The 18,091-nt window shown below is 34.9% G+C and carries 17 protein-coding genes; 6 read left to right on the plus strand and 11 right to left on the minus strand.

Going from position 1 to position 18,091, the window contains the following annotated elements:
- Positions 1-196: 196 nt before the first annotated feature.
- From ACWG42_RS07215 to purF, 4 genes are all read left to right on the plus strand, one after another.
- The gene (locus ACWG42_RS07215) at positions 197-1,135 is read left to right on the plus strand and encodes a tyrosine recombinase (protein ID WP_455791198.1); all 939 of its coding nucleotides are present in this window, start codon (positions 197-199) and stop codon (positions 1,133-1,135) included.
- A 4-nt stretch (positions 1,136-1,139) separates the two neighbouring features.
- Positions 1,140-1,976, plus strand: coding sequence for an Mrp/NBP35 family ATP-binding protein (locus tag ACWG42_RS07220; protein ID WP_455791199.1), 837 nt, complete (start codon positions 1,140-1,142; stop codon positions 1,974-1,976).
- Positions 1,977-2,089: 113 nt separating this feature from the next.
- Positions 2,090-3,373: an adenylosuccinate synthase gene (locus ACWG42_RS07225; RefSeq protein ID WP_455791201.1), complete on the plus strand. Its 1,284-nt coding sequence runs from the start codon at positions 2,090-2,092 to the stop codon at positions 3,371-3,373.
- 160 nt (positions 3,374-3,533) lie between these two features.
- Positions 3,534-4,997 carry an amidophosphoribosyltransferase gene (gene purF, locus ACWG42_RS07230; RefSeq protein WP_455791202.1) on the plus strand — a complete coding sequence of 488 codons (1,464 nt, stop codon included), beginning with the start codon at positions 3,534-3,536 and terminating at the stop codon, positions 4,995-4,997.
- Positions 4,998-5,034: 37 nt separating this feature from the next.
- Here purF and purB read toward each other — a convergent pair whose 3' ends face one another.
- The 3 genes from purB to ACWG42_RS07245 all read right to left on the minus strand — a co-directional run bounded on the left by purB (position 5,035) and on the right by ACWG42_RS07245 (position 7,992).
- Positions 5,035-6,465 (minus strand): adenylosuccinate lyase, encoded by a 1,431-nt coding sequence (gene purB / locus ACWG42_RS07235; RefSeq protein ID WP_455791203.1) that lies wholly within the window; start codon positions 6,463-6,465, stop codon positions 5,035-5,037.
- Positions 6,466-6,485: 20 nt separating this feature from the next.
- Positions 6,486-7,178 (minus strand): phosphoribosylaminoimidazolesuccinocarboxamide synthase, encoded by a 693-nt coding sequence (purC, locus tag ACWG42_RS07240; protein WP_455791318.1) that lies wholly within the window; start codon positions 7,176-7,178, stop codon positions 6,486-6,488.
- A gap of 130 nt (positions 7,179-7,308) precedes the next feature.
- Positions 7,309-7,992 carry a phosphoribosylaminoimidazolesuccinocarboxamide synthase gene (locus tag ACWG42_RS07245; protein ID WP_455791205.1) on the minus strand — a complete coding sequence of 228 codons (684 nt, stop codon included), beginning with the start codon at positions 7,990-7,992 and terminating at the stop codon, positions 7,309-7,311.
- A 250-nt stretch (positions 7,993-8,242) separates the two neighbouring features.
- On the opposite strand from ACWG42_RS07245, the gene ACWG42_RS07250 reads away from it, so the two are divergent.
- Together ACWG42_RS07250 and ACWG42_RS07255 are read left to right on the plus strand one after the other, a co-directional pair.
- On the plus strand, positions 8,243-9,556 hold the full coding sequence (locus tag ACWG42_RS07250) for a MurT ligase domain-containing protein (protein WP_455791207.1): 1,314 nt from the start codon (positions 8,243-8,245) through the stop codon (positions 9,554-9,556).
- A 15-nt stretch (positions 9,557-9,571) separates the two neighbouring features.
- On the plus strand, positions 9,572-10,312 hold the full coding sequence (locus ACWG42_RS07255) for a type 1 glutamine amidotransferase (RefSeq protein WP_455791209.1): 741 nt from the start codon (positions 9,572-9,574) through the stop codon (positions 10,310-10,312).
- Between the two features lie 255 nt (positions 10,313-10,567).
- Here the strand turns inward: ACWG42_RS07255 and ACWG42_RS07260 are convergent, their stop codons facing one another.
- The 8 genes from ACWG42_RS07260 to efp form a co-directional block, all read right to left on the minus strand.
- The gene (locus tag ACWG42_RS07260; protein WP_455791211.1) at positions 10,568-10,852 is read right to left on the minus strand and encodes an HU family DNA-binding protein; all 285 of its coding nucleotides are present in this window, start codon (positions 10,850-10,852) and stop codon (positions 10,568-10,570) included.
- Between the two features lie 99 nt (positions 10,853-10,951).
- Entirely contained in the window at positions 10,952-12,430 is a 1,479-nt protein-coding gene (gene spoIVA, locus ACWG42_RS07265) for a stage IV sporulation protein A (protein ID WP_455791212.1), read from the minus strand.
- A 114-nt stretch (positions 12,431-12,544) separates the two neighbouring features.
- Positions 12,545-12,742, minus strand: a complete 198-nt coding sequence (locus ACWG42_RS07270; RefSeq protein WP_455791214.1) for a (2Fe-2S)-binding protein — start codon at positions 12,740-12,742, stop codon at positions 12,545-12,547.
- A gap of 62 nt (positions 12,743-12,804) precedes the next feature.
- A complete protein-coding gene (locus tag ACWG42_RS07275) occupies positions 12,805-14,397 on the minus strand; it encodes a peptide chain release factor 3 (protein WP_455791216.1) in 1,593 nt (530 codons plus the stop codon).
- A 106-nt stretch (positions 14,398-14,503) separates the two neighbouring features.
- Entirely contained in the window at positions 14,504-15,814 is a 1,311-nt protein-coding gene (gene der / locus ACWG42_RS07280; RefSeq protein WP_455791218.1) for a ribosome biogenesis GTPase Der, read from the minus strand.
- A 31-nt stretch (positions 15,815-15,845) separates the two neighbouring features.
- Positions 15,846-16,505 carry a (d)CMP kinase gene (gene cmk, locus ACWG42_RS07285; RefSeq protein ID WP_455791220.1) on the minus strand — a complete coding sequence of 220 codons (660 nt, stop codon included), beginning with the start codon at positions 16,503-16,505 and terminating at the stop codon, positions 15,846-15,848.
- A 1-nt stretch (position 16,506) separates the two neighbouring features.
- Entirely contained in the window at positions 16,507-17,367 is an 861-nt protein-coding gene (locus ACWG42_RS07290; RefSeq protein ID WP_455791222.1) for a hypothetical protein, read from the minus strand.
- Between the two features lie 150 nt (positions 17,368-17,517).
- Positions 17,518-18,081: an elongation factor P gene (gene efp / locus ACWG42_RS07295; RefSeq protein ID WP_455791223.1), complete on the minus strand. Its 564-nt coding sequence runs from the start codon at positions 18,079-18,081 to the stop codon at positions 17,518-17,520.
- Positions 18,082-18,091 lie beyond the last annotated feature (10 nt).

The following is an 18,091-nucleotide window of genomic DNA, read 5'->3' on the forward strand; positions in this document are numbered from 1 at the left end:
GTTTCCAGTTTTTCATAAGTAAACCTCCTTTAAAGTGTCACAAGGAAACACACCTATATCTTACACCTTTCATACTTATTGCAGTTAATTTATAAAAAACGGACTTCCAAATAAAAATTTAGGTATTAAAAAAGTTTTGGATATTCCTGTTTGCTAGTCGTTAGAATTTGTTCTATAATAAATAAGGTGATCAAACATGAAAATCGAAGAAGCGTTTGAAGATTATATGCACTACATTGTATCTGTTGACCAAAAATCAAATGCAACGATTCAATCATATCGTACAGATTTGAAAGAATATGTGCAATATCTTAAACAAGAAAATATTTCGGATATGAATGATATTGAATATCAACACATTCAAAATTTTTTGGATTTTCTTGGTAAGGATCAATATGATGGAACTAGTCTTATTCGAAGTAAGCGAAAAGGCAGTAGCATCAATCATATGATTACCTCCATACATATGTTTCATCGCTATATTACAATGGCATACCCCCAAATTATGGATCCAGCGATACATATACGAAGTAAAAAGACACCTAAACATTTACCTGTATATTTTAATATTGATGATATGGATCGCTTGTTGAATAGTTTTGGGAATTCCGATCAAGAATTGTTTGAAAAGGCAATTTTGGAGTTGTTGTATGGATGTGGGTTGCGTGTGAGTGAGTGTTGTGGGCTATTGTTGAATCAAACCCATTTGGAACAAGGTTTTTTAAGGGTTATTGGAAAAGGTGATAAGGAACGTATGGTTCCCATGCATGAGCGATGTGTGAAAGCACTTCGTGTGTATTTGGAAGTCGTACGTAAAGGGTGGGAAAGAAGACGTTCTCCCTATGTCTTTATCAATGCTTCAGGAAACCCCTTAACTCGTCAATATGTGCATACGCTGATCAAGAGTAAATTGAAAGAACAAAATTTAAATGAACAACTTTCAGCACATAGTTTCCGTCATAGCTTCGCATCACATCTATTAGATGGTGGTGCAGATTTACGTGTTGTACAAGAATTATTGGGTCATAGTGATATTGCTACTACCCAAATATATACACACATTCAAAATAAGAGATTACAAAGTGTGTACACTTCGTTTCATCCAAGAGCGAAGAAAGATAAAGAAGGAGAATAAGTGAATGAGTAATTGTGGTACATGTCCAAGCAAAGGAAGTTGCGGTAAAAAAGAAGATGCTTGTGGAATATCAAACAATCCGAAAAACAAAATCAAACATGTGATTGGTGTAATGAGTGGTAAAGGTGGCGTAGGGAAGTCAAGTATGACAACGCTACTAGCAAAAGAATTAAATAAACGTGGTTATAAAGTTGGTGTTATGGATGCGGATATCACTGGTCCAAGTATTCCAAGATTATTTGGTTTAGAAAGAGAAAGTGCATATGGAGCGAATGATGCAATTGAACCTGTTGTGGATAAAGATGGCATCAAAGTTATGTCTTTGAACTTTTTAATGGAAGATGAAAACCAACCTGTTATTTGGAGAGGACCCATTGTTGGAAATGCAGTAAAACAATTTTGGAGTGATGTAATCTGGGGTGAACTAGACTATTTGTTCATCGATATGCCTCCAGGAACTGGGGATGTTGCGTTGACTGTTATGCAAAGCATACCGTTAAATGGAGTCGTTATGATATCTACTCCTCAACCAATGGTATCTATGATTGTATCCAAAGCTATCAACATGTGTAAACAGGCCAATGTAAAAGTGTTAGGAATCATTGAAAATATGAGTTATGTGCTTTGCCCAGACTGTGGCAAACGTATTGAAATTTTCGCACATAAAAACGTCGATTCTTTTTTAACACAAAATGAAGTAGAATTATGGGCAGAACTACCAATGATGGATAGTGTGTCACAAATTTACCAAGATGATAACTTTGATGAAGCATATCGTGAACAGATACGTACATCTATATCACCAGCCGTAGATAAACTTTTGGAAATATATGAAAAATAGTGCAAAAACTGCACTATTTTATTTTACTTTTGTTTGAATTGTGCTATATTATTAAAGGCTTTTTTTAAAAGTGCATTACATAGGCTTATAAATAGTCCTAAGGAGGAATTTTTATGCCAGGATATGTAGTAGTAGGAACACAGTGGGGCGATGAAGGAAAAGGTAAGGTAGTAGATTACCTTGGATCTAAAATGGATATGGTAGTACGTTTTCAAGGTGGTAACAATGCTGGTCATACGGTCGTTGTTGGAGATGAAAAGATCGTATTACATTTATTGCCATCTGGAGTATTACAAAAGGCAACTTGTGTGATTGGACCAGGTGTTGTAGTGGATCCCTTTGTTTTCTTAGATGAAATTAAACAATTAGAGGATCGTGGATTATCAACAAATCATGTATTTATTTCGGATTGTGCACATATCATCATGCCTTATCATATTTTGATGGATGAACTGAGTGAAGCACAGTTGAAAGATTATAAAATAGGAACGACAAAGCGAGGAATAGGACCTTGTTATGCGGATAAGTATTCAAGAACAGGAATTCGTATAGGAGATTTACGAAACTTTGAAACCTTTAAGCGTAAATTAAAACTTGCTCTTGATATGAAAAATGAAGTATTTCAAAAAGTATATGAAAACAAAGGGTTTGTATATGAAGATTTAGTTGCACGTTTTGAGGCAATTAAAGAGGTGATACTGCCTAGAATTTTAAATGCTCAAATGGTCGTAAATCAAGCGCTAGATGATCAAAAGCAAGTATTGTTTGAAGGCGCACAAGCTGCGATGTTGGATATTAACTACGGGAATTATCCATATGTTACATCATCATCACCAACATCTGCAGGTGTTTGTACGGGTGCTGGAGTATCACCTCAAAAACTTGATGTAATTATTGGGATTGCGAAAGCATATTCTACAAGGGTTGGTGAAGGACCATTTGCGAGTGAGCTGTTCGATGAAATGGGTTCATGGTTAAGAGAACAGGGACATGAATTTGGAGCGACAACCGGAAGACCTAGACGATGTGGTTGGTTGGATGTGAATGTGGTTAGACATGCAGCTATGATCAATGGACTAACTGACCTTGTGGTTACAAAACTAGATATTTTAAGTGGTTTGGAAGAAATCAAAATGTGTGTAGCATACGATATTGATGGTAAACGCTTTGATTATATTCCAAGTTCGATTGAGGAACTTGCAAAAGCAAAACCAATTTATGAAACATTTGCTGGATGGAAAGAAGATATATCCAATGTAAAGACATATGAAGAACTTCCAGAAGCGTGTAAAGTATATTTGAAAAGAATTGAAGAATTAACAAAGACGAGAATATCTATGGTATCTGTAGGGGCAGAAAGAAACTGCAACATTTATATTCATTCCTTTATGAAATAAGAGAGCGATGCTCTCTTTTCTTATACTCATGGGGATGGAGATGGCGTAAATGTTGTTAACCCTTACAAGTAAAAATATGTAGTAAGATATTGAATGCATACTCTAGTTGTGGTATTGTAATTACGTACTTTTTATAAAAGAAAGATAGAGGTTAGACAACATGATAGAAGATGATTATCGTATCCAACAAGATGAGCTTCATGAAGAGTGTGGGGTGTTTGGAGTATATCACAATGAAGATGCGGCTTCTTTAACATATTATGGATTACATGCATTACAACACCGTGGACAAGAAGGATGTGGTATTGCTAGTAGTGATGCTAGTGCTATTTATACGCATCGTGGACATGGCTTGGTACAAGAAGTGTTTACTACACAAAGCATAGAAAAGCTTATGGGAGAACTTGCGATTGGACATGTAAGATATGCGACTGCAGGAGGAAATGAGTTGGAGAACGTGCAACCACTTCATGCAAATTTAAATCATGGTGAATTTTCTGTATGTCATAATGGACAGATTGTAAATGCGAAAGATTTAAGGATTGAATTAGAAAATAAAGGAAGTATCTTTCAAGGGACGAGTGATAGTGAAATTATTTTACATTTAATACAAAGAGAAAAGGGAACTTTCCTTGAACGTATCAAACGTGCTTTTTCTAAATTAGAAGGAGCATTCGCAGCTTTGGTATTAACGGATGACAGCATCTTTGCAATTCGTGATCATAACGGATTAAGACCATTGTCTTATGCTTCTTTACAAGATGGATATTGTATTAGTTCTGAAAGTTGTGCATTCCTTACAACATCAGCTGAATTTATTGCGGATGTAGAACCAGGAGAAGTGGTTTGTTTCACACCACAAGGAATTGTGAAAGATCATTATCGTGAAATGAAACAATGCGCAATGTGTGCAATGGAATATATTTATTTCTCACGTCCAGATAGTGATATTGATGGAATCAATGTACATGATGCACGTAAAAGAAGTGGTATTTTAATGGCAAAGAAAGATCAAGATACGCTACATGCAGATATTGTTGTAGGGGTACCTGATTCTTCCACTTCAGCAGCGATTGGATATGCACAAGAGAGTGGTCTTCCATATGAAATTGGTTTGATTAAGAATCGTTATGTAGGAAGAACCTTCATTCAGCCAACACAAACACAACGCGAACGTGGTGTACGTATGAAATTATCTGCGATATCCGCCATTGTGGCTGGCAAGGACGTTGTTTTGATAGATGATAGTATTGTTAGAGGGACAACAAGCAAACGTATCGTACAGCTCTTAAAAGAGGCGGGTGCACACAAAGTGCATGTTCGTATTGGGAGTCCTGCATTTCAATACCCATGTTTCTATGGAGTAGACACTTCTACATACGAAGAACTGATATCCGCAAGAATGAGTGAAGAAGAATTGTGTGCTTATTTGCAAGCGGATTCCTTAAAATTCTTAGAAGTTGAAGATTTAAGTGTAGCATTCCAAACGAAGAATTTATGTACTTCTTGTTTTCATGGTGTTTATCCTACTAGCTTATATGAATACCAACAAGTAATCGATCATAAACCTGCTCGTAAAGAGTTGGTTGAATCCTATCATTTAAACTTTGAGGAAGAAAAATAATTTCTTCCTTAAAAAAAACCACATCTTTCGATGTAGTTTACACTTGTATATCTGCATGCATTCCTAATGCATGCTTTTCTTTTTCTAGAATTGGATCTACATAATCTTTAAAGAATTCTTCTGTCTGTTGAGAAGAACGTCCCACAAAGTTTTTAGGGTCCATAATACTTTCTAGTTGTTCCTTATTCATATGGAAGATAGGATCTTTAGCGATACGATCAAGTAAATCGTTTTCTTCACCAAGTTCTTTTACTGTTTTGCCAGCCTCCATGGAATGAATACGAATTTGTTCATGAAGTTCTTGGCGATCTCCACCAGCCTTTACAGCGTCCATTAAAATGGTCTCTGTGGCCATGAATGGAAGTTCTTTCATCAAATGTGAATGAATTACCTTTGGATATACAACCAAACCGTCCATAATATTTAGATATAAGTCAAGAATTCCATCAACTGCCAAGAATCCTTCAGGGATACTGATTCTTTTATTCGCAGAATCGTCCAATGTTCTTTCAAACCATTGTGTAGATGCGGTAATAGCTGGATTTAAGGCATCCACGATTACATAGTTAGCAAGGGAAGCCATACGTTCACTACGCATAGGGTTGCGTTTATATGCCATCGCACTTGAACCGATTTGTCCTTTTTCAAAAGGTTCTTCTACTTCTTTTAAATGCTGAAGTAAGCGAATATCATTAGAGAATTTGTGTGCGCTTTGTGCAATAGAAGAAAGCACATTTAAGATTCTTGCGTCAATTTTACGAGAATATGTTTGTGTTGAAACAGGATAACATTCTTTGTAACCCATTTTATTTGCGATCAACTGATCTAACTTCTTTACTTTTTCAGTATCATTGTCAAAGAGTTCCATAAAACTTGCTTGTGTACCAGTGGTACCTTTACATCCTAATAACTTCTTGTTTTCTAATAAGAAGCATAGCTCTTCATAATCCAACAACAAATCCTGTGCCCATATAGCAGCACGTTTTCCAAGGGTAGTAGGTTGTGCTGGTTGAAAATGAGTGAATGCAAGTACTGGTAAATCTTTGTATTCTAATGCAAAATGCTTTAAAGCAGCCATAACATTCACAATCTTATGTTTTACGAATTCTAGTGCTTCGTGCATGATGATAAGGTCAGTGTTATCTCCAACGTAACATGAAGTTGCGCCTAAATGGATGATTCCTTTTGCGTTTGGACACTGTACGCCATACGCATATACATGGGACATAACATCGTGACGGACTACTTTTTCACGTTCTTTTGCTACTTCATAATTGACATCGTCTTGATGAGCCATCAATTCCTTTATTTGTTCCTCTGAAATAGATAAGCCTAATTCTTTTTCACTTTGTGCTAACGCAATCCAAAGCTTTCTCCACGTGCGAAATTTTTTCTCCTGTGAAAATAACTGCTGCATCTGTTTTCCAGCGTAGCGTAGCCCTAGAGGACTTTCATATGTATCGTACATGTAGTTACATCCTTTCTCTTCTATTGTATGTGTAGACGACGATATACCTCTTGATACGCATCCTCTACATTTCCTAAATCTCTACGAAAGCGATCTTTGTCCAAATGTTCTTGTGTATGAACATCCCAATATCGACAAGTATCTGGTGATATCTCATCAGCCAATACGATTTGATCTTTATATCGACCAAATTCTAATTTAAAATCGATCAAATCAATATCTACTTCTAAAAATATGTGTTTTAACTCTTCGTTGATTTGAAAAGCCATCTTTGTAATGGTATCAATATCTTCTTGTGTTGCGATTCCTAAAGCCAATGCCATATAATCGTTGATCATAGGATCTCCAAGAGCATCATCCTTATAACTGAATTCAAGAATAGGGGAGAGTAATTCTTTTCCTTCTTCTAACCCCATACGTTTTGCGAAACTACCTGCCGCCTTATTTCGAATAATTACTTCCAAAGGAATAATATCTACTTTTTTTACTATGGTGCGACGTTCATTTAGTTCTTCTATAAAATGCGTTGGAATACCTTTACTTTCTAATATTTGAAATAGGTGATTGCTCATTTTGTTGTTGATTGCACCTTTTCCTGTAATGGTACCTTTTTTTAATCCATTGAAAGCAGTAGCATCATCTTTGTAATCTACAATTACTGAAAATTCATCATCTGTTGCATATACTTTTTTTGCTTTACCTTCATATAGCATTTCTTTTTGTTCCACGTGATATCCTCCATTTCCACACAACATTATAGTGCAGTGTATATTCCATGTCAACAATTTAAATTCAAAGAAAAACTGCAGAAAAAGTAGTTCTTTTCTGCAGTTAACATTCTCTTTATTTACCTAAAATGATATTTGTTAAATCAACTGGTTCAACAATTTTACCATCTTTGTATACACGCATATTTCCGGAAGCGATTTCATCAATCAATACAACATCATTGTTGTGGTATCCGAACTCGAATTTAATATCATAAAGATCTAGACCCATAGTTTTTAAATCATCCGCAACAACCTTTGTGATTTTTAAAGTTTGTTCTTTTAAGCTTTCATATTGTTCATCAGACATGATGTTAAGAGCCACTAAAGCATCTTTTGTGATCAATGGATCTCCTTTATCATCATCTTTTAATGTACACTCAACTAATCCACCAGTAAGTGGAGTACCATCTTCTATATAAGCACCATAACGACGAATAAAACTTCCTGTTGCCACTAAACGACAAATAACTTCCAATCCTTGACCGAATACTTTTGCGTTTAAAACTTCCATAGTAGCATTTTCAACATCAGCTCCCACATAGTGAGTTTTAACACCTGCATCGTTTAAAATTTCAAAAAAGTGAATAGAAGTTTCAAGGTTTGCTTTACCAATACCATCGATTGTTAAGCCAACTGTGTTTTCACCTGGATCGAACACTCCATCTTTTCCAGTACAGTCATCCTTGAACTTTAACATGACGTTTCCGTTGTCTAATGCATAAACATCTTTTGTTTTTCCTTCGTAGATCTTTTTCATGATATACCTCCATATCGAATAACGTAAATATTATATCATTATTTTTTTGTATTTCTAGTTACTTTTTATACTTTCTTCAATTTTTTAGAAAAACAATTGCATTTTTTCAATAAATAAAGTAAAACAATACATGGATATTAAAACCTTATCCATAATATTAATAAAAAGTAATAAAATATCAAACTTTTTTATAGATTTTCATGTATAATAAAAAAGGAAGTTTTAGGAACACGACAAAGGGAGGAACTATATGAAGATAATTGCCATTACAATGACGAAAATCTCATCATTTCTATTAAAACTGATAAAACGAGGAGGTTCTCTTCCTGGACAGATAGCTTTAAAAGTATGCCCGACAATATTGGATCAATTGCAAACCAATTGTCCTCTAATCCTAGTGACAGGTACCAATGGTAAGACATCAACTGCGAATATGATTACGGAAACATTCCTACATGCGAATAAGCATGTGATTAGTAATCGAAAAGGGGATAACTTACGTCCTGGTATTGTGACGACTCTATTAACAAATGCAACATTAGGTGGAAAAGTAAAAGCGGAAGCCATTGTGTTGGAAGTAGATGAATTGAATATTCCTTATATTATAAAGAGTTTGAAAGTAGATGCTCTTGTAGTCACAAACTTCTTCCGTGATCAATTGGATCGTGCAAGAGAAATGGAACAACTTATTCAACGTATGGAACAATCTTTAGATACTTTTGAAGGAACACTTGTACTAAATGCGAATGATCCAAACGTTGTACGTTTAAAAGATTCTGCACCACTTGCTAAGGAACTGTATTATGGAATTGAACGTTGTGAAAGCAGCGTACTAGAAAGTAGGGAAGCAAGCGAAGGTAAATTCTGCCCTCGTTGTGGAAGTCGTTTACAATATTCTTTTTATCAATACTCTCACATTGGTGAATTTCAATGTACAAAATGTGATTTTAAAACACCAAACATGGAAGTAAAAGGGGAAGTAAAAAGCATTCCTCAACGCCAATTTATATACGAACAACAAACGTATCGTGCACCACAAGGTGGCTTGTATACAATGTATAATTGTATGGCTGTATTATGTGCTTGTAAACTGTTTTCAATCGATCCACAATATGCAAAAAAAGCCTTTGAAAACATTAAAGTTCCTGCAGGAAGAAACGAGATACTTGAGATAAATGGTCATACATGTACCTTAAACTTAATCAAAAATCCCACAGGCGCCAATGAAGTTATGAAGGTTATTGAAGAAGATGAAAGTGAAAAAACAATCTTACTTGTGTTGAATGATAACGACCAAGATGGTACTGATATCTCTTGGATTTATGATACATTTTTTGAAAAATTATTGAATCAACGTACCAAACATATCATTGTTTCTGGCACTCGTTGTTACGATATGGCATTACGTTTGAAATACAGTGGATATGAAGAAACTATCGAATTACATGAGTCCTTACAAGATGCGGTCACAAGTTTATTGAACGCAAATGGAACGATGTATGCGATTGCTACTTATACAGCTTTACAGCCAGTCAGAAACTTGATTGTTGCGAATGTGAAATAAGAAAGAGGTCTTTCTATGAATATAAAAGTATGTTGGATGTATCATGACATCATGGATTTATATGGTGATAAAGGAAATATGATGGTACTACGTAGACGTTGCGAAATGCGTGGGATCGATATCACAATTGACACCTTATCCATTGGTGATGAATGTGACTTATCACAATATGATTTATTATTTTTAGGCGGAGGCGCTGATAAGGAACAAATGATTCTCATTGATGATTTACTAAAACGTAAAGACAATATTAAGCAAGCTATGGATCAAGGTAGTTTTGCATTGTTGATTTGTGGTGGCTATCAATTGTTTGGTCAATACTATATCAATGCGGATAATGAAAAAATTGAAGGTTTGAAATTCTTTGATTATTATACAGATACAGGATGCAATGGTACACGATGTATCGGCAATATAGCCATTCGTTGCAAATTAGACGGCCATGATATTACTGCAGTTGGCTTTGAAAACCATGGTGGACAGACAATGAACGTAACAACTCCATTAGGAGAAGTGTTGAGTGGTTGTGGGAATAGTTTCGATGCAAAAAGGGAAGGGTTCTATAATGGTCAAGTTCTAGCAACCTATATGCATGGGCCATTACTTCCTAAAAATCCTGAAATTGCAGATTTTGTAATTTATAAGAGCTTAAAGAAAAGAAATCCAGAATTCAACTTTGAAGATTTGACACCACTAGATGATGAATTAGAAAACAAAGCTAAGATTCATATGCTTAAAAGAATGGATATTCAATGATAGATGAGAGAGTGTGAGCCTTAGCGCAATACATACTCTCTTTTTATATTGCTAAATATGGATTTCTTTAAATTACATAATACACATTATGCGAAGTAATTGATATTATGAAGTATACAATGATGAAGGCAAACCAACACTGATAAGCAACGATATTACCTTTTAAGGATAACATAATGTTTATATCAATAAAAAAGATCATAACTGTATAGTTACAATCTTTTTTTGCATTATAATCTCTCTAAATCGACAGTCTTATTTAACTGCGTCTTTCAAGGCTTTAGCAGCTTTGAATTTTGGAGCTTTTGAAGCAGCGATTTGAAGTGGTTCTTTCGTAGCAGGATTGATTCCCATACGAGCTGGACGCTCGCTAATTTCGAATTTACCAAATCCAGAAATATCAGCTTTTCCGCCTTTAGCTAAGATAGCAGCGATTTCTTCGAAGACAGTATCTACAGCAACTGTAGCGTCTTTCTTAGTAATATCCAATTTTTCTGAAACACTTTCAACTAATGCTTTTTTGTTTAAAATTTCACTCATGTTATTTACCTCCAACATACATATATAATACCATTATTAGGCGTATATTTCAATATAAATAAGGTAAAAAACAACAATTTAACAAAAAGTTAAGCGCTTTTATAATACGATTGCAATTACATTTCCTTTTCCTTTATTCACAAGCTTTGTAAGGATATCTTGAAGTTTCATACGCGCTGCTTCAGGAATCATAGAAAGTTTTGCATTTAATCCATCACGAATCAAATCTGAAAGCTTTCTTCCGAAAATTTCACTGTCCCAAATCCCCTGTTCATTGCTTTCTTCATCACGTAACAAATAACGAATTAGTTCTTCACTTTGTTCTTTTGAACCAATAATAGGTTCAAAACAGCTTTCTACATCTACTTTGATCATATGAATGCTTGGCGCGATTGCTTTTAAACGTACACCATAACGATTCCCCTGCTTGATGATTTCTGGTTTACTTAATTCTATATCTTGAAGAGATGCACTTGCAAACCCATAGCCGGTTTGTTTCACCATTTTAAGTGCACTAGATACTGCGTCATATTCCTTTTTAGCTTTGCTATAATCTTGCATTAGGGAAATAAGTTGAGCTTTATCATGGATATCACTACCAATAATTTCTTTAAGAATTTCATTATACAATCCTTGACGTACAGTGATATCAACGTTTACAATTCCCTCTCCAGTATCAATAGAGGCAAGATTACTACTCTCGATATATTCATTTTCATCAAGAACACCGTTGATATTTTCCACTTCACGTAAACGTTCTACACTTGCCATACTGTTTTGGATGGTCTCGTTGAAACTCTTTTTCAACCAGTGTTCATCGTTCAAGACAGCAATCCATTGAGGCATGTTGATGTTGATTTGTGATACTGGAAATTCATAAAGTGCTTCTCTTAATAAATCATGAATGTCCGTTTCATTCATGTGATTGACAGCCATAGCTAGTACAGGTACTTCATATTTTTCTTTCAATTTATCTACTACGGATTTACAGGATAAAGATGAGGTATCTGCACTATTGACAACAACAATAAATGGTTTTCCAATGGCTTTTAGTTCATCGATCACTTCTGCTTCTGCTTCAATATATGCTTCTCTTGATAAATCAGAAATAGATCCATCTGTAGTAACAACAATACCAATCGTAGAATGATCTTGTATTACTTTCTGGGTTCCAGTCTTTGCGGCGTCATTAAATGGTACTGGTTCATCACTCCATGGTGTACGAACCATACGAATGCCATCCTCATCTTTATATCCTTTTGCTTCTGGTATTACATAACCGACACAATCCACTAACCTTACATTTACTTTAAATCCATCATCAAACTCGATTGTTGCGGCATTATTAGGTACGAATTTTGGCTCTGTAGTCATGATGGTTTTACCTACGCCTGCTTGTGGCAATTCATCAATCATACGAGCTTTTTCATATTCATCCTGCACGTATGGAATCACTGCTTTTTCCATGAATGATTTGATGAATGTAGATTTACCTACTCGTACTGGACCAACGATTCCTAAGTATATATCGCCACCGCATCTTTGCGCAATATTTTTCATAATCTCTGTGGTATTCATACGTTACCTCCCTTAGTCATTCTAAACTTATGTTAAGAAAGAATAGATTATGACACTATTTCAAAAAGATTCTTATAGAAAGTAAGAATAAAAACCACAAAAAAAGCAGGTCATCTATTGAACTTGCTCTTTATGTTCACGCAATAATCTAGTTACACATACTTGTGCATCATCATCACAGGCTCCACATACTGTACCAATACCAGTGATTTCTTGTATCTCTGGAAATGATTTTGCTCCTGCTTCGATTGCTTTTTTAATATCCATTACTGATACACTCATACAAGTGCAGATAATATCGTCATCACTCATTATGATTCCCTCCTTATTTGTAGTATTCACAAAAAAAAGAATAACATACGCTTTCGCATATATTATTCTACAGTTCCTACATCTGTTAACGTAAGGTTTTTGTTTTGATCAAGTGCCCACTTAATCCCCCAATTGTTCATGAAGATAATCAAGTTTCTTCCTTTTAAGTCACGAACACGTTTGGAATCGCTCGTTAAGTTCAAGGTATTTGGATCAATGCTTTGATCATCAATCCAACGTACGCACTGGAATGGTAATATTTCTAATTTGATATCTACATTGTATTCTGTTTTCAAACGCTGTTCCAATACATCAAACTGTAATACCCCTACCCCACCAACAATGATTTCTTCCATACCAATGTTGATTTCTTGGAATACTTGGATAGCACCTTCTTGTGCAATTTGGGTAATTCCTTTGGTGAATTGTTTACGTTTCATCGTATCTCTTTGCGTTACACGTGCGAAATGTTCTGGTGCAAATGTTGGAATCTTTTTAAATGTGAATTTGAAGGAAGGGTCACATAACGTATCTCCGATAGAAAAGATTCCTGGATCGAATACACCTATAACATCTCCTGCATATGCTTCATCAATAATCTCACGATCTTGTGCCATGAATTGTTGAGGTTGAGAAAGTTTAATCTTTTTGTTTTGTTGCATCAAAGTAACTTCCATGCCTTTTTCAAACTTACCAGAACAAATACGCATAAAGGCAATACGATCTCTATGTGCCTTGTTCATGTTGGCTTGTATTTTGAATACGAAGGCAGAAAAACGTTCATCAAATGGATTGATTTCACCTTCACTACTTTCTCTTGGTAATGGTGCAGTTGTCATATCTAAGAAATGTTCAAGGAAAGGTTGTACACCAAAGTTAGTCAAAGCACTACCGAAGAAAACAGGAGTTAATATTCCGTTCGATACAGCATCCTGATCAAATTCCGTACTAGCAATATCAAGAAGTTCACTATCTTCGCGCAACTTTTCGAAGAAATGATCTCCTAAAACATCTCGGAAAGTTTCATCTTCAAGATTCCCTGTAGTTACACTCGCTGCTTTTTGTCCATGGTCTCCTCCATGAAACGCAATAATACTATTATGATCACGTTCATAGACACCTTTGAATTCTTTTCCAGAACCAATTGGCCAATTCATAGGATAGGTATGTATCCCTAGTTCTTTTTCAATATGTTCCATCAATTCAAATGGATCCATTGCTTGACGATCCATCTTGTTAATGAATGTAAAGATTGGGATTTTACGCAACAAACATACTTTGAATAATTTCTTTGTCTGTGCCTCTACCCCTTTACTAGCATCAATCACCATAACAGCAGAATCCGCAGCCATAAGTGTACGATAAGTATCTTCAGAGAAGTCTTGATGTCCTGGAGTATCCAAAATGTTAATACAACAATCATTATATTCAAATTGTAGTACAGAACTAGTGACAGAGATTCCACGTTGTTTTTCTATTTCCATCCAGTCACTGACTGCATGTTTGTTCGCTTTTCTACCTTTTACACTTCCCGCTTGATTGATAGCTCCACCATATAGTAATAGCTTTTCCGTTAAGGTTGTCTTACCAGCATCGGGATGGGATATAATTGCGAAGGTTCTTCTTCTATTAATTTCATTGACTATATTGCCCATGATATTACCTCCTATTTCATTCGATTCTAAATGCGTGTTAATTATACATGAATTTACATGTAAAATCTAGGGTCAAAAGAAAATGATACGCATAGGTATCATTTTTCTATCTTGTACGTTCTCTTGCTAGAATACGTAACGTTGTACCATTGAAGTTAAATGCTTCACGAAGTCTATTTTCAAGGAATCGTTTATAACTAAAATGTAGTAACTCAGGATCGTTTACAAACAATACAAATGTAGGCGGAGCTACTGCAACCTGAGATGCATAATAAATTTTTAAACGTTGTCCTTTATGTGTTGGTGGAGGCGTCATAAGTTGAGCATCCATAATGACTTCATTTAACACATTGGTTTGAATACGCATCAATGAATAATCATGTACTTCATCAATCATAGGTAGAAGCGTTTGAATTCTTTGCTTTTTCAATGCAGATACAAATAAAATTGGAGCATAGTTTAAATATAAGAAATGTGCATAAATCTCTTTCTCGATTTTCACCATGGTTAATTCATCTTTTTCAACAGTGTCCCATTTATTATAAACGATAATAACTGCCTTACCTGCTTCATGTGCAAATCCTGCAACATGTTTATCTTGATCACGAATACCACTTTCTCCATCAATAACAACAAGTACAACATCACTTCTTTCAATTGCACTCATGGCACGTAATACAGAGTATTTTTCAATATTTTCGTAGATTTTTCCACGTTTACGGATACCTGCAGTATCAATAACAACGTAGTCTTTTCCTTCTCTTTTGAAAGGTGTATCAATAGCATCTCTTGTAGTACCTTCAATATTGGATACGATAACGCGATCTTGATTTAAAATCGCATTCACTAAAGAGCTCTTTCCAACATTTGGTCTACCAATTACGCAGAATTTAGTCATTCCTTCGTATTCGTTTTTGCCTTGTTGCGGAAGTGAATGTACCACTTCATCTAATACATCCCCAATCCCAATACCATGGGCTCCAGAGACTGCAATTGGTTCACCGACACCCAAACCGTAAAACTCATAAATGCTAGCTTTCATAGATTCATCATCTATTTTATTCACAGCAAGAATAATCTTTTTACCAGATTTCTGTAACATTCTTGCGATATATTCATCATCACTTGTGACACCTTCTCTACCACTAACGATGAATACGATACAATCGGCTTCATCAATAGCAATTTCAACTTGCATTTGAATTTCATTTTGGAAATCTTGATCCTGTATTTGAATTCCACCCGTATCAATGAGGCGAAATTCTTTGGTTAACCAATCGGTTTTCCCATAAATTCGATCACGTGTAACACCAGGTGTATCTTCAACGATACTCTTACGTTCACCGATCATTCGATTAAATATTGTGGACTTCCCAACATTTGGGCGTCCTACAATTGCGACAATTCCATTTATCATATTACTTCAGCAGTGCTGCTGAATCCACCTCCTAACAGTGTTTTTCAGATATTAGATGGCGAATAGCAGTTACGACTTCTTCGATACTCATAGTAGATGTATCAATTTCGTAAGCATCTTCTGCTTTCTTTAAAGGAGAAGTCTCACGATTCATATCCTGATAATCTCTCTTTTCTATATCTTTAAAAATTTCATCATAATTCGCTTCTATATGTTTTCCGATATATTCATCATAACGTCTTTGTGCACGTGCTTCCACACTTGCTATCATATAGATTTTTACTTCTGCATCTGGAAGAACAACCGTCCCTATATCACGACCATCCAAAATATAGCCTTTTTCTTCCGCCATTTTCTGTTGCAAAGCAACTAACTTCTCACGTACTTTGGGAAATGCAGAAACATTACTTGCCATCATAGAAATATCGTTTTCACGAATTTCTTTTGAAACATCTTGTTGATTGATAAAAACATTTCCTACAGAATCAAATTCAATATTCATAGTATCAATCAAAGAAGATAATGCTTCTTCATCACTTTGATCTACACCTTTTATTTTTGAATAATAACCAACGCAGCGATACATTGCTCCTGTATCTAAATGAGCAAAACCAAGTTCTTTCGCTAATATTTTGGCAATGGTACTCTTACCAGCTGCACTTGGACCATCGATTGCAATATTAAAACGCATGTTAGAAACCTCCACCTTTCCATACGTAATATCCTATAAAACCAATAATTACAAGTAAAACAAGAATCAGAAAGCATAAAATAAAGTTTAATAATTTATTGTTTTTTTCTACTCCATCTGATAAATCAGTCAATTCTTCTTCATATTCATCCATTTGTACACGTAACTGTTGTGTTTCTTCCATTAATTTCTTATGTAAATGTTCATCAACTAATGGAGCTGTTTGGATGGGTTCAAATGCATCCGTATTCTCCATATCATATACTGGTTGAATAATCTTCTTTTGAATAACTGGAATTTCTTGTTCCTCTATAACATCACTTTGATGATCAATGATCATCTCCGTAGTTGCATAGATGTCTTCATCCAATGAAGAAGGTTGAATTGGTGCAGTTTCTTCTTGTAATAAACTTTGTACTTCAAGAGCAATATCTTCTCTACTTAATCCAGCAGTATACTCTACAGAGGGATCCTCCTGGATAGGTTTTACATAATGTGTACGTTTTGCACGATTAGCAGCATTCAATTGAGAAAGGATATCTACTTGTGTATCTTCACTTTCACGATTTCCTCTCTGGATATTATATTCACGTACTTCACGAATAAAGTCATCAAGGTATTCGTTGGTAAAAGTATCTTCAATCTTATTCTCGCTATCTTGCACACGAGATTTTTCACGTTCTGGAATATAAGAAGAATCCTCTTTAATTTCCACTTTCTTCAAAATAGAAGAATCAAATTTTTTCAATACCTCTTGCTGTTCAACCTCCATATTATCATGTGCTGAAGAACTCACAGCATTCTCAGTATCAATTGATTTACGCAAATCTTCGAATTTTTTTACCCTAGATAATTTTTCCATTCGAATTACCTCCTAATCTAAGCTTTATTATACCAAAAATAATGAATCATTGGTACTTATTCTAGCTAATAAATGAACTTTTTTCTATTTTTATTAGAAACAAAAAAATAACGATAGGTTTCAAAATGAAATTCCCTATCGTCATTTTATTTAATCTTTGTATCTTCCTGAGTATTTTCCATCAGAAGTATTTACTAAAATCACTTCTCCTTGAGATATAAACAGTGGTACTTTTAATTCTAAACCAGATTCAACAGTTGCATTTTTACTAGCAGAAGTAGCTGTGTCACCTTTTACTGCTGGTTCACATTCTACAACTTCTAAAGCAACTTTATCTGGTAAAATAACACCAAGCACTTCTGTTTCAAACATAGAAATGTTTACATTGTCGTTTGGTTTTAAAAAGTTAATTTCCCATTTCAATCTATCTTTTGGAATTTCAATTTGTTCATAAGTTTCATTATCCATGAAAATCAATGCTTCATCACTATCATATAGATATTGCATTTCTTTCTTTTCGATATGTGCAGGAGTGATTTTATCTCCTCCACCCCATGATAATTCTACGTTTGAACCAGTTCTTAAGTTTCTAACCTTTGCCTTAACAACCATCGCAGAACGTGCGGTTTTGTTTTGACTTTGTTCTAATACAGTGAAAATATCTCCATCCTGTTGAATTGTCATACCAGGTTTTAAATCGTTTGAGCTAATCATAAATACAGTC

It is taken from the genome of Amedibacillus sp. YH-ame10 (assembly GCF_053848885.1).